Source organism: Paenibacillus sp. 276b (assembly GCF_900107875.1).
In the GTDB taxonomy this organism is placed as follows: Bacteria; Bacillota; Bacilli; order Paenibacillales; family Paenibacillaceae; genus Paenibacillus; species Paenibacillus marchantiae.
Window position 1 is genome coordinate 296,060 of sequence record NZ_FNRR01000001.1, and the last position, 12,359, is coordinate 308,418.

The 12,359-nt window shown below is 44.3% G+C and carries 14 protein-coding genes; 13 read left to right on the plus strand and 1 reads right to left on the minus strand.

Annotation, left to right across the window (positions count from 1 at the left end; all coding sequences use genetic code 11):
- The first annotated feature begins 63 nt into the window (after window positions 1–63).
- From ftsY to BLV50_RS01290, 9 genes are all read left to right on the plus strand, one after another.
- Window positions 64–1,077 (plus strand): signal recognition particle-docking protein FtsY, encoded by a 1,014-nt coding sequence (gene ftsY / locus BLV50_RS01250; RefSeq protein WP_063564665.1) that lies wholly within the window; start codon window positions 64–66, stop codon window positions 1,075–1,077.
- Window positions 1,078–1,214: 137 nt separating this feature from the next.
- Window positions 1,215–1,862 (plus strand): PAQR family membrane homeostasis protein TrhA, encoded by a 648-nt coding sequence (locus BLV50_RS01255; protein WP_063564664.1) that lies wholly within the window; start codon window positions 1,215–1,217, stop codon window positions 1,860–1,862.
- Window positions 1,863–2,124: 262 nt separating this feature from the next.
- Window positions 2,125–2,475 (plus strand): YlxM family DNA-binding protein, encoded by a 351-nt coding sequence (gene ylxM, locus BLV50_RS01260; RefSeq protein WP_090805362.1) that lies wholly within the window; start codon window positions 2,125–2,127, stop codon window positions 2,473–2,475.
- Between the two features lie 65 nt (window positions 2,476–2,540).
- Window positions 2,541–3,917 (plus strand): signal recognition particle protein, encoded by a 1,377-nt coding sequence (ffh, locus tag BLV50_RS01265; protein WP_063564662.1) that lies wholly within the window; start codon window positions 2,541–2,543, stop codon window positions 3,915–3,917.
- 54 nt (window positions 3,918–3,971) lie between these two features.
- A complete protein-coding gene (gene rpsP, locus BLV50_RS01270) occupies window positions 3,972–4,244 on the plus strand; it encodes a 30S ribosomal protein S16 (RefSeq protein WP_024630184.1) in 273 nt (90 codons plus the stop codon).
- Window positions 4,245–4,267: 23 nt separating this feature from the next.
- Window positions 4,268–4,498: a KH domain-containing protein gene (locus tag BLV50_RS01275; RefSeq protein ID WP_024630185.1), complete on the plus strand. Its 231-nt coding sequence runs from the start codon at window positions 4,268–4,270 to the stop codon at window positions 4,496–4,498.
- 238 nt (window positions 4,499–4,736) lie between these two features.
- Window positions 4,737–5,249 carry a ribosome maturation factor RimM gene (gene rimM, locus BLV50_RS01280; protein WP_063564660.1) on the plus strand — a complete coding sequence of 171 codons (513 nt, stop codon included), beginning with the start codon at window positions 4,737–4,739 and terminating at the stop codon, window positions 5,247–5,249.
- Between the two features lies 1 nt (window position 5,250).
- Window positions 5,251–6,018: a tRNA (guanosine(37)-N1)-methyltransferase TrmD gene (trmD, locus tag BLV50_RS01285; RefSeq protein WP_090805365.1), complete on the plus strand. Its 768-nt coding sequence runs from the start codon at window positions 5,251–5,253 to the stop codon at window positions 6,016–6,018.
- Between the two features lie 215 nt (window positions 6,019–6,233).
- Complete coding sequence (locus tag BLV50_RS01290) at window positions 6,234–7,490, plus strand: hypothetical protein (protein WP_090805368.1); 1,257 nt, start codon at window positions 6,234–6,236, stop codon at window positions 7,488–7,490.
- 1 nt (window position 7,491) lies between these two features.
- Here the strand turns inward: BLV50_RS01290 and BLV50_RS01295 are convergent, their stop codons facing one another.
- Window positions 7,492–8,457, minus strand: coding sequence for a polysaccharide deacetylase family protein (locus tag BLV50_RS01295; protein WP_090805371.1), 966 nt, complete (start codon window positions 8,455–8,457; stop codon window positions 7,492–7,494).
- A 515-nt stretch (window positions 8,458–8,972) separates the two neighbouring features.
- Here BLV50_RS01295 and rplS point away from each other — a divergent pair.
- From rplS to BLV50_RS01315, 4 genes are all read left to right on the plus strand, one after another.
- Window positions 8,973–9,314: a 50S ribosomal protein L19 gene (gene rplS, locus BLV50_RS01300; RefSeq protein ID WP_024630190.1), complete on the plus strand. Its 342-nt coding sequence runs from the start codon at window positions 8,973–8,975 to the stop codon at window positions 9,312–9,314.
- Between the two features lie 256 nt (window positions 9,315–9,570).
- Complete coding sequence (gene lepB / locus BLV50_RS01305; protein WP_063564656.1) at window positions 9,571–10,191, plus strand: signal peptidase I; 621 nt, start codon at window positions 9,571–9,573, stop codon at window positions 10,189–10,191.
- Window positions 10,192–10,357: 166 nt separating this feature from the next.
- Entirely contained in the window at window positions 10,358–11,221 is an 864-nt protein-coding gene (gene ylqF / locus BLV50_RS01310) for a ribosome biogenesis GTPase YlqF (RefSeq protein ID WP_090805373.1), read from the plus strand.
- A gap of 402 nt (window positions 11,222–11,623) precedes the next feature.
- On the plus strand, window positions 11,624–12,328 hold the full coding sequence (locus BLV50_RS01315) for a ribonuclease HII (RefSeq protein WP_090805376.1): 705 nt from the start codon (window positions 11,624–11,626) through the stop codon (window positions 12,326–12,328).
- Window positions 12,329–12,359: the final 31 nt, after the last annotated feature.

Below are 12,359 nucleotides of genomic sequence, written 5' to 3' on the forward strand. Positions count from 1 at the left end.
TTGTCACGCATGAACTCATCTAATATCATTTAAACTAAGAAATGTACACGATGGAGGGGCTTTATGAGTTTTTTTAAAAAGCTGAGAGACAGCATTGCAAGCAAAACGGAGTCGGTTACCAAACAGTTCAAGGACGGATTGGAAAAGACGCGTAAAGGCCTTGTAGAGAAAGTATCGGATCTCGTTATCCGTCGCAAAAAAATCGACGAGGAATTCTATGAAGAGTTGGAAGAGATTCTGATTGGAGCCGACGTAGGTGTCAATACGGTCATGAAACTGATTGAAGATCTGCGTGATGAGGTCAAAAAACGTAAAATTGAGGATGCGGCTGAACTACAGCCTGTATTGTCCGAAAAACTGACGGGTTTGCTTCGTGGCGAGCAGAATAATGAACTGAAAATGAATCCGGATGGCATTACGGTCATTTTGTTTGTTGGTGTTAATGGTGTTGGTAAAACAACAACGATTGGTAAGCTGGCCCATCGCTTCAAACAGCAGGGTAAAAAGGTCATTATGGCAGCAGGTGATACGTTCCGTGCCGGAGCGATCGAACAACTCGAAGTATGGGGACAACGTGCTGGTGTGGAAGTCATCAAGCAACAATCAGGTTCTGACCCTGCAGCTGTAATGTATGATGCTGTACAGGCTGCAAAGCAGCGGGGTGCTGATGTATTGCTCTGTGATACAGCAGGCCGTCTGCAAAATAAATCCAATCTGATGGACGAACTCAACAAAATCTATCGTGTCATTCAACGTGAAATTCCGGAAGCGCCTCATGAAGTATTAATGGTGCTGGATGCAACTACAGGTCAGAATGCACTGAATCAGGCCAAACTCTTTGGAGAGAAGAGCGGGGTAACTGGACTTGTACTGACGAAGCTGGATGGTACCGCCAAAGGTGGTATTGTTGTTGCAATTCGTCAGGAGTTGGATCTGCCTGTGAAGCTGGTCGGACTGGGTGAGAAAATTGATGATCTGCAGCCATTCGACTCGGAGCAATTCGTACATGCGTTGTTTGCCGGATTGATTCAAGAACAGCCAGCTGAAAGTGCTGAAGAAGAGGAAGCTAATTCCTAGAATCATTAATAAATAGGATAGCGTTAACCGTATTGCCAGTGATATACGTGATAAGTGTCACGTGTAATGTCACTGGCAATACGTGTATAATGGGAATAAAGCAGGCAATGCTAAAGGGTTAGAAAGGACGGTTGAAAATGGCCAATACTCATACCTATTCTCGCCGTGAAGAAGTCGCCAATGCGGTGACACATGGAATCGGCGCTGCACTCAGTGTAGCTGCACTGGTGATATTGATTGTATTTGCAAGTATGAAAGGCACGGCTTGGCATGTGGTCAGTTTCACGATCTACGGGATCACCATGCTGCTGCTATATACGAGCTCTACACTCGTGCATGCATGGAAAGATGGAAAAGTGAAAGACTTATTTGAGATTTTCGACCATTCTTCCATATATTTGTTTATTGCGGGATCGTACACTCCACTTTTGTTTATTGCTGTTCGCGGCACACTTGGATGGACCCTGTTCGGTATAATCTGGGGAGTCGCATTATTCGGCGTAATCTTTAAGGCGTTTTTTACGAAAAGGTTTCTGTTCATGTCCACGATTTTCTATATTGCGATGGGCTGGCTCATCGTTATTGCCTGGCAACCGCTTATGACTGCCATCCCTACAGGGGGAATTGTGCTGCTGGTTGCTGGAGGTCTGATGTATACACTGGGGACGCTTTTTTATGTTTGGCGTGGATTTCCGTACCACCATGCGATTTGGCATCTCTTTGTGCTCGCAGGCAGTATTCTTCATTTCTTTATGGTACTTCTGTACCTGACACCACTTCGGTAGGCCACGGTAGATAGCGTAAAACGAATCGGCTCCATCTGTGGAGACCCATTCGTTTTTTTTGTTCTATATAAATGACACAGCAGGCTGAATTCTACTGTAGATGAATGGCTAAGATCAACCTTGTAGGCACGAAAAATGAGTGTAAAATGAACGTTTTTATCGTGACAAGTATTTTTGCTTGACAACCTGATTTGTTTTAGGTATTATTAGGAACGTTGCAAGAGTGTAAAGTGTTTTTCCTTGACGAAGGGAGTGCCCCGTTATGAGTCAAGAAAACCGGCTTGAGAAGACAAACCGGATTAACTTGCTGTTTGCTTTCTATGAACGGTTGCTTACCGAGAAACAGCAGACTTTTCTAAAGTATTACTTTCATGATGATTTCTCGCTGGGCGAGATTGCAGCCGAGTTCGAGATCAGCCGCCAGGCGGTATACGAGCATATCAAGCGTGCCGAACAAGTGCTGGAAAATTACGAAAGCAAGCTTGGCTTGCTGGAGAAGCACGAACGGCGTAACCGTAATCTTGAAGATTTGCAAAATGCATTGGAGCGCGCAGGCGTTTTCATTGATAACAACAAACAAATAAACGATATTATTCATCAACTCAGAGAGTAGTTCGTAAGAGTTGAATGAAACGTATCGGTCCTGAAAACAGTATTACAGCTTAAGGAGGTGGGATCATGGCATTTGAAGGATTAACGACCCGATTGCAGAATGTGTTCAGCAAGCTGCGTGGCAAAGGCAAGGTGTCTGATGAAGATGTTGCCGAAGCTATGCGCGAGGTACGTCTGGCATTGCTCGAAGCGGATGTAAACTTCAAAGTGGTCAAGGAATTCATCGCCAAGGTGAAAGAGAAGGCTGTTGGCAAAGAAGTGATGGAGAGCTTCACGCCAGGAATGGTCATTATCGACATCGTAAACAAGGAACTGACGGATTTGATGGGTGGAAGCCAGTCGAAGCTGGCTAAAGCGAACAAACCGCCTACGGTACTGATGATGGTTGGTTTGCAGGGTGCAGGTAAAACGACCACATCCGGTAAACTGGCTAAAATGCTGCAAAAGCAGAATAGTAGACCGTTGCTTGTTGCAGGAGATATTTATCGTCCAGCAGCGATCAAGCAGTTGCAAGTGCTCGGCGAGCAGATCAAAGCGCCAGTATTTACCCTGGGAGATCAGACAAGCCCTGTAGAAATTGCACGTCAGGGTCTGCAGCATGCCAAGGACAACGGCAATGACTATGTCATTATCGATACAGCTGGACGCCTGCATGTCGATGAAGAACTGATGGAAGAGCTTCGTCAGATTCACAGCGTAGTAAATCCCGATGAAGTATTGCTTGTCGTAGACAGCATGACAGGTCAGGATGCAGTTAATGTGGCAGAACACTTTAACCAGCAGCTTAATCTGACGGGTGTCGTTCTGACAAAGCTTGACGGAGATACTCGTGGTGGTGCCGCGCTTTCCGTTAAAGCAGTCACCGGTTGCCCAATCAAGTTTGCTTCCCTTGGTGAGAAACTTGATGCACTGGAACCTTTCCATCCGGAGCGTATGGCTTCACGTATTCTTGGTATGGGTGATATGCTCTCTCTGATTGAGAAAGCACAGTCCAACATTGATACCGATAAAGCCAAGGAAATGGAACGGAAGATGCGTAATGCAGAATTCACGTTTGAAGATTTCCTGGAGCAAATGGATCAAGTGAAAAAGCTGGGGCCAATCGATCAGATCATGGATATGATTCCTGGTATGGGCAAGATGAAACAAGCCAAGGACCTGAAGGTTGATGATAAACAGATGGGCCGGATCGAAGCGATCGTGTACTCCATGACGACCGAGGAGAAACGTAACCCTGATATGATCAACCATAGCCGCCGGAAGCGGATTGCTACAGGTAGTGGAACATCCCTGGCCGAAGTAAACCGTCTGATCAAGCAGTTTGATGAGATGCGCCGCATGATGAAACAGTTCTCAGATATGATGGGACCTAAAGGCGGCAAGAACAAAGCGATGAAGCAGCTCAAGGGTTTGGGCAAAGGAATGAAGTTTCCTTTCCGTTGATTCTGGGAGCAGCTGAACGATATACAGATTTCATTGAAGGAGGTGAATTTTCAAATGGCAGTTCGTATTCGTCTGAAACGTATGGGTGCTCACAAAGCTCCTTTCTACCGCGTAGTGGTATCGGATTCCCGTTCCCCACGTGACGGTCGTTTTATCGAGGAGATCGGTTACTACAACCCGGTTGAACAACCGGCTGTTGTTAAGATCGATGAAGATAAAGCATTGCAATGGCTTCAAAACGGTGCACAAGCATCTGACACTGTCCGCAACTTGCTGAGCAAAGCGGGCGTGATGAAGAAGTTCCACGAGTCTAAATTGACTAAATAAGGTGCTGATTCGGAGGGTCCTCTATGGAAGAATTAGTAAGCATAATTGCTAAGGCTTTGGTCGATCATCCGGAAGATGTGGCGGTTCGGACGGTTGAGAAAGACCGGCTTGTCGTTTATGAGTTAACCGTTCATCCTGACGATGTTGGGAAAGTGATTGGTAAACAGGGGCGAATCGCAAAGTCTCTTCGTACAGTCGTCACATCAGCAGCAGTTAAGATGGATAAACGGGTAACCGTTGATATCATATCTTAAAGATATACGAAAGGGGGTTAGGATGCATGTCCTAGCCCCTTTTCGTGCATGCTGAAACTTAAATAATAGGATTGAAAAAGCTCGTCAAGTATGATTATCTGCGGAAGTAGTGAAGGGTACGGAATCGATCCCAAGAAGCGTTAGGATAACAGCGATGCGAAGAACGATCCGTAACCAGAACGGCTGCGGGAGATCATCACATATAAGTACCAATATGAATGGATTGTAGGAGGAAAGTATGGCAGAGTTTATGAATGTAGGTAAAATCGTCAATACGCATGGAATTCGTGGCGAGGTGAGAATCATGCCTTTAACTGATTTTCCGGAAGTGCGTTTTGCGAAAAATGCAGAGTTGTTTTTCTTTACACCAGATAATCATCCAGTTATGGTTAACGTGGAATCTGCACGTTTGCATAAGAATATGTATATTCTTCGTCTGAAAGAGTATGGCAACATTAATGAAGTAGAGAAGTTTAAAGGCGGCATGGCCAAAGTGTTAAAAGAGAATCTGGCAGAGCTGGAGGAAGGTGAATACTACTTCCATCAAATCGTTGGGTGTTCTGTCATCACCGAAGAGGGTGAAACACTTGGAACCATCTCTGAGATCTTGACTCCTGGAGCGAATGATGTATGGGTTGTCAAAACGCCGGCAGGCAAAGAAATTCTGCTTCCGGTTATTGATGATGTTGTTCTTGATGTGGATGTTACAGAGAAGCAAGTCAAGGTTCACCTGATGGAAGGGCTGCTATAACATGAAAGTGGATGTATTAACCCTATTCCCGGAAATGTTTGACGGTGTATTCGGAACCAGCATTCTGGGCAAAGCCCAAACCAAAGGGCTTGTATCTCTGGGAGCAACAAACTTTCGGAATTTTGCGACCAATAAACATAATACAGTTGACGATGCACCTTACGGCGGTGGGGGAGGGATGGGATTAAAGCCAGATCCGATCTTTGCTGCTGTTGAGGATGTATTAGAACAACGGGGCGAAGCTGCGGCAACGATGAAACCGCCACGTATCATTCTAATGTGCCCGCAAGGTGAGACGTTCACACAGAAAAAAGCAGAAGAACTTGTACAAGAAGATCATCTGATTTTTATTTGCGGACATTATGAAGGCTATGATGAGCGTATCCGTGAGTTTCTCGTGACGGACGAATTGTCGATTGGTGATTACGTGCTGACGGGTGGCGAACTGCCTGCGATGGTGGCGATTGACAGTATTGTACGCCTTATTCCGGGTGTACTGGGTAATGAGACAAGTGCTGTAACGGATTCATTCAGTACCGGATTGCTCGAGTACCCGCACTACACACGTCCTCCGGAATTCAGAGGTATGAAGGTGCCCGATATGTTGTTATCCGGACATCATCTGAATATTGAGGCATGGCGCAGGGAGCAATCCTTGCTTCGTACGCTGGAACGTAGACCGGATATGTTGGAGACGGCGGATTTGACGGACAAAGAACGAATTTGGTTAAACAAGCTTCGTTCCGATCGTGAAAAGAATGCAGAGTAATTTGATATTATCTCGTTTGAGCTCGTAAAATAATCTCATTCGAAATCTTGAAAGACCAACCTTGTGATATGAAGGTTGGTCTTTTTCTGTATTGAACACTTTTGCCGCTTTGAACATTTTTGCATGTTCCGAAATAGGGTTGTATAAATTGAAAAATTTCTTCATGGTGATCTCAGCTAGAAGCGTATGAAGACGACATGCTGAGGAGGAAGATTATGAATCATCAGCCTTATGAAGTTGGCAGAGTGGATATTAGCGAAGCTGGAGAGCGTTGCAAGATGCTTCTGGGAGATCTAAATGGAGATGGCAGGCTTGAGATGCTGTTGGTGCAGGCAGATGGGGGCATAGACGACCGTTACGTTCCGCATCAGGTATGCTGTTTGTCGGCATATGATCTGGATGGAACATTAATGTGGCAGGTCGGAACACCGGACCCGGATGCAGGTGGTCCAGGATCAGACTATCCCGCTCAGATTGTAGATTGGGATGGGGACGGAAATAATGAAGTGCTGTGTGTAATGAACAAACAATTTCTTATTCTGGACGGAAGAACCGGAGAGATAAAGAAACGTCATGATTTGCCTGGAGAGCAAGCGCATGACTGTCTTATTCTTGCAAACCTGACTGGTGACCAACACACGATGGATATCCTGCTGAAGGATCGGTATAAGACGTTATGGGCATTAGATCACGATTTCAATTTGCTATGGAAGCATGAAGGCAATATAGGTCATTTTCCGTGGGTCTACGATATCGATGGGGATGGCAAGGATGAAGTGATGGCCGGGTATGACATGCTGGATCATGATGGAACATTATTATGGTCCTGTCAGAATCTTGATGATCACGCAGACTGTATATGGTTTGGCGATGTGGACGAGGACGGGGAGGTTGAAATTGTTATCGGTGGCAGTGTCACGGTGATGATGGATCGGTACGGTAATGAAAAATGGCGTTATGAGGATTCGATTGAATCACAGCATATTGCACTGGGGAAATTTTATAGAGAAAGACAAGGATTACAGATTGCTGGCCTGGATCGGATTATTCGTGGAGATGAGAATGGCAAGGATGGAATTTTTATGCTGGATAGCGACGGAAAAGAACTGTGGAAAGAAGATCGTAAAACTCGCGGCTGGTTAACCATTATTGAGCCTGTACGCAACTGGGATGACAGCGAGCTTGACTATATCATGGCTTATCGCCGAGGTGGGGGTGTCCTGCCATCTTTGATCAATGGTAATATGCAAACGGTTGCAACGTTCGGAAAAGATGGCTATGCCGTACATGCCGACTTGTGTCAGAGCGGAAGGGAACAGATCATCATCTATGATGCACATGAAGCCGTAATCTATTCCAGCTCAGTGATGGATGTAATCACTCCAACCTCTTTGGACATAAAAAGAGCCCAGCTTCAGCCAAAAAGGCTGTATAGCTCGACTCTTTATCCAGGCGGGGAAGTTTCAATCTAGCTTAATGACTGATCTCTACGACAGGAAGGATTTCCTGTTGGTCTGATTCAGGATGGAGCAATGCAGCCAAATCGGTTCCTGTCGTAACCGTTAATCGTGGGAGCTTCATAGGATTATCCCCAGGTCGAACAAAGCCTGAACGTACGGAAAAGGCCATACGATAGCCGTTTTGCTGCAGTTGATAGATCATCTGCGTGCTGGTATAACCGAAAGGGTAGGCAAGATACGGCGTATCAATACCAGTTTCTTTCATTAGCTTGACGTCATTATTCAGCAGTTTTGTGTCGAGTCCGACGGGCACGTTGTCGCCGCAACGCATATATCCCTTGTGATGCAGATTATAGGTATGGCTGTTGAACTCAAAGACGTCTTTAGCGGCCTGCATCTCCTGTTTGGAGATAAACGTTTTTTTGGCTGGATCAAAAGCCGAAGGCTGATCCTGAATTTTGCTGCCGATTACAAACAGGGAAGCATGGAAATTATATTTTTTGAGCACAGGGTAGGCTAAAGTATAATTGTTCTGATACCCATCATCAAAGGTGATGACAATCGACTTTTTGGGTAGGGAGATCTGTCCATTCACGTATTGTTCAAGCTGCTCCAGTGTAATTGTGTTGTAGCCTTCTTCATGCAAATATTTCATGTTTTCTTCGAAGTCTTCCAGATTAATGATCGATTTGTTGTTTGTTTCATGATTATTAATTTTGGGCTGTATGTAATGATACATCAGTACAGGTACTTCAGTAGCTGAACCTTGTGCGATGTGAAAGGTAGCCAGATCAAGTGCAGGTTTGCTGGAATAATCGGAGTGAGACATTAGAAATGCCTTACGTTTGACCATATCCCAGGACGTGCATGCTTTGTGAGACATTGCATTGGTAGGATGAGTTACCGCATACGCATACATTGTAATGGTACAAGTGAGTAATGCGAGTGCAGCAAGAGCAATTTTTTTGAAGTATTTCATAATTCGTTTGGTTCTCCTTTTGCCATTTCATTTCTGCGTGGAATTACATTTAGATGCATCAGCACGTAATCCAACAAGCTATATCATAGACGATCTTTCTTGACAGAAAGTTACAGTATTTTTTCCGTCTAATGCTTGACTTATTCAAGAATACTAATTATGACAATCCGAGGGGCTGAAGCTTTTATGTGCATAAAGGAATTGTGTAGAAAAGCGCATGGACAGGTGTATTTTAATGGAATTGTAATGACACTATAATAAAATTCAGGACGTATTTAAGATGAACGTATAGCGGATAACGTCTAATTGGAGTAAAGGAAAATAATGAGGATTAAAGGGCATTGAAGAACCAAAGAGTTCTGTCAGCAATTTGTTTATTTTTCCTTGTGTTTTGTTATGGTGCGTGATACAATAAGTCTGTTATGTGGAATACGGCGGTCCTCTATGGATAATGAAGGAGACAAGGTGTTCTCTGGAAGAAGTATGAACGCCTGTACGGAAGGAGGGAGTCATAGATGAATATCGTTCAAGCGATTACACAAGAACAACTTCGTAAGGATATTCCGAGTTTTCGTCCTGGTGACACTTTGAAAGTGCACGTTAAGGTAATCGAGGGAACTCGTGAGCGTATCCAATTGTTCGAAGGTGTTGTGATTAAACGCCGTGGTGGTGGAATCAGTGAGACTTTTACAGTTCGTAAAATTTCTTACGGTGTAGGTGTGGAAAGAGCTTTCCCGCTTCATTCCCCTAAAATCGATAGAATCGAAGTGGCTCGCCGTGGTAAAGTGCGTCGTGCGAAGCTTTATTATCTTCGTGAACTACGCGGTAAAGCAGCGAGAATTAAAGAAATTCGTTAATATAACGGATACCGGGGAGGGCTTGGAGACAAGCCCTTTTCGTTTTTGTCCGGGAAAAGTTGAACCGGAGGTGCACTTCCGAGTAAAATGGTATGGCGGCACACGCGCGAATAGTCCGGGAGGCTTGTGAAATCAGTTATTGAGGGACATTTGAATTGTGGATTAAATGTACTGGTAATGCTTGCGTGTAAGATTACATAACTGATGATGTGTAAAAACTGCTATAACATGTACTGTGAAGAGAGGAAGATCATTAATGGAACAGGAAGTTCAACAGGACCAGGGCAATACTGCCGAAGAGAAAGGCAGTCGATCCAAAAAAGCCAAAAATGAAATTTTCGAATGGCTCAAAGCCATCGTGATCGCACTAGTACTTGTCATTTTGATTCGGTGGTTACTGTTCAAACCGTTTGTTGTGGACGGGCCTTCCATGCAGCCGAATTTTCATACAGGTGAACGTGTGATCGTCAATGAAATTTTATATGATATCAGAGAACCACAGCGCGGAGAAGTAATCGTATTCCACGTTCCAACCGAAGGCCGTGATTTCATTAAACGTGTCATTGCTGTCGCTGGTGATACCGTTGAGGTTCAGGACGATACAGTTCTCGTCAATGGTAAAAAAGTCGATGAGACTTACATTCAGGGAGCAATTGATGCTGCTGAAGCGAACGGTGGAACCTATAACGTGAAGGACTTCCCTAATGAGCAATTCCCGGATGGGAAAGTACCTGAAGGTCATGTTTTTGTAATGGGGGACAACCGTCCGAACAGTACAGATAGCCGTATGATCGGTTATGTGTCACTGACGGATATTGTAGGTCGTGCAGATGTGATTTTCTGGCCGATCGGCGATATCAAATGGATTAACCATTAATATGAATGCAGGATATATAAGCAAAATATAAAGTGTACACCAAAACGTAGAGGGCAGAACTAATCTGGGGATAATAGAAATCTAAGATTGTTTTGCCAGCGAAATGATGCGGTGTGCATGTCGTAGAAAAAGCTTGTATATCAACAAATAATGAGGTGAAGACAAGGTGACGATTCAATGGTTTCCAGGTCATATGACCCGAGCCAGACGCCAGATTCAGGATAAGTTAAAGCTGATTGACGTGGTCATCGAACTGCTGGATGCCCGTCTGCCTGTCTCCAGCCGCAACCCGATGATTGACGAGATTTTACAGGGCAAACCCCGGATGATTTTGTTGAATAAGTCCGACTTGGCGGATGCGAAAGTGACGCAAGAATGGATTGAATATTTCAAAAAAGAGGGAATCAATGCTTTCCCTGTAGATGCTTCAACAGGTACCAACGTGAAAGACATCCCAACGCAAGCGAAGCTTCTCCTTAAAGAAAAAATTGATCGTCAAATAGCTAAAGGGATTAACCCGAGAGCGGTTCGTGGACTGATTGTTGGTATTCCAAACGTGGGTAAATCCACGCTAATTAACCGACTAGCTGGACGGAACATTGCGGCAACGGGAGATCGTCCTGGTGTGACGAAGGGACAACAGTGGATCAAAGTTGGTAAAGAAATGGAACTGCTGGATACCCCGGGTATTCTTTGGCCGAAATTTGAAGATCAAAACGTGGGTTATCGTCTTGCGGTAACAGGTGCAATTAAGGAAGAGATTCTGAATGCAGAAGACATCGCCTTTTTTGGCATCAGTTATCTAATGCGTTATTACTGGGATTCTCTTGAAGAACGCTATGGTCTTCAGGAGTTCTCCAAGGATGCGGATGATTCGGACAGCGTTGTTGCGATTATGGAACAGGTTGGTCGTATACGTGGTTGTGTGGTAAGTGGTGGGCGTATCGATTTGGAAAAGGCATCGCGAGCATTTCTGCGTGAATTGCGTGCGGGCAAAATGGGACGTTTCTCTATGGAAGCTCCTTATTAAATAAGAGACAACTGCCGAAAGAAGCGGCCGTTACCGGATTACCGGGAGCGGTCGCTTTTTGCCATACTGGAATTTAAAATAAAGGAACTTTGATTGATCTGGAAGGTGATTCTAGAAAATTGCACTTTATGGGATTGTATTGAACGTATATCTGGGTCTCTTAAATCATGCTATGATGAGTGATGAAGATTTAGCCTGCTCAATGCTGAATATCTTCAATTTAAGCGATCAGATACCGATAAAATAATATCTCATCATCGTATTATCATATATGCTTTACAGAATCTTATTTCTTATTTAATAGGATCTGATACAACAAAAATCGGGAATCTACGTCTATATAATAAAATGATATAAAAGTGATGTGTTGAAGCAAGAGTGGGCAGAGGAGATGACACCGTAATGAATGAAATGAATGAGTTAATTGAATTGACGCAACTGGATGCCCTGGTTGAACCGAAAAAGAAGAAAAAAGAAATGGTGGAGTCCAAAGATCTGCTGATTTATGAGCGTGAATATTGGGAAAGTGGATTTGAAAGTATTGCCGGAATTGATGAAGTGGGACGCGGTTGTTTATTTGGAGATGTAGTAGCGGCAGCCGTTATTTTACCTCGTGATCTGATTCTGGAAGGGGTTAATGATTCCAAGAAATTAACGGAGAAAAAGCGCGATGCATTATATGACATTATAATGGAAAAGGCGTTGTCAGTGGGAATCGGTTATGCAGATGCGGAAACGATTGATCAATTGAATATTAAACAGGCTGCAAGGCTTGCCATGAAACGTGCGGTAGAAGCACTTGAGGGCGTGCCTGACTACCTGTTGGTAGATGCCGAAAAGGTAGATGTGAATATACCGCAGTTGTCCATTATAAAAGGCGATGCAAACAGTCAATCCATTGCGGCAGCATCCATTATTGCGAAGGTTACCCGGGATAGGCTTTGCAAGGAGGATTGGGATACGTTATATCCGGAATATGGTTTATCGATACATAAGGGATATGCAACGAAATTTCATCGTGAACAAATTATGGCTCGTGGTGCTACACCCATGCATCGTCGCAGTTTTCTCGGCAATCTGCTCGGAGAACAGCACACTTTATTTTAATTAAACCATTCACGGAGGGAGGGGTAAGGGT

What these genes read in the sequence shown, in the direction of transcription:
- ftsY (WP_063564665.1), top strand. Translation starts at nt 64, where the DNA reads ATGAGTTTTTTTAAAAAGCTGAGAGACAGCATTGCAAGCAAAACGGAG.
- BLV50_RS01255 (WP_063564664.1), top strand. Translation starts at nt 1,215, where the DNA reads ATGGCCAATACTCATACCTATTCTCGCCGTGAAGAAGTCGCCAATGCG.
- ylxM (WP_090805362.1), top strand. Translation starts at nt 2,125, where the DNA reads ATGAGTCAAGAAAACCGGCTTGAGAAGACAAACCGGATTAACTTGCTG.
- ffh (WP_063564662.1), top strand. Translation starts at nt 2,541, where the DNA reads ATGGCATTTGAAGGATTAACGACCCGATTGCAGAATGTGTTCAGCAAG.
- rpsP (WP_024630184.1), top strand. Translation starts at nt 3,972, where the DNA reads ATGGCAGTTCGTATTCGTCTGAAACGTATGGGTGCTCACAAAGCTCCT.
- BLV50_RS01275 (WP_024630185.1), top strand. Translation starts at nt 4,268, where the DNA reads ATGGAAGAATTAGTAAGCATAATTGCTAAGGCTTTGGTCGATCATCCG.
- rimM (WP_063564660.1), top strand. Translation starts at nt 4,737, where the DNA reads ATGGCAGAGTTTATGAATGTAGGTAAAATCGTCAATACGCATGGAATT.
- trmD (WP_090805365.1), top strand. Translation starts at nt 5,251, where the DNA reads ATGAAAGTGGATGTATTAACCCTATTCCCGGAAATGTTTGACGGTGTA.
- BLV50_RS01290 (WP_090805368.1), top strand. Translation starts at nt 6,234, where the DNA reads ATGAATCATCAGCCTTATGAAGTTGGCAGAGTGGATATTAGCGAAGCT.
- BLV50_RS01295 (WP_090805371.1), bottom strand. Translation starts at nt 8,457, where the DNA reads ATGAAATACTTCAAAAAAATTGCTCTTGCTGCACTCGCATTACTCACT.
- rplS (WP_024630190.1), top strand. Translation starts at nt 8,973, where the DNA reads ATGAATATCGTTCAAGCGATTACACAAGAACAACTTCGTAAGGATATT.
- lepB (WP_063564656.1), top strand. Translation starts at nt 9,571, where the DNA reads ATGGAACAGGAAGTTCAACAGGACCAGGGCAATACTGCCGAAGAGAAA.
- BLV50_RS01315 (WP_090805376.1), top strand. Translation starts at nt 11,624, where the DNA reads ATGAATGAAATGAATGAGTTAATTGAATTGACGCAACTGGATGCCCTG.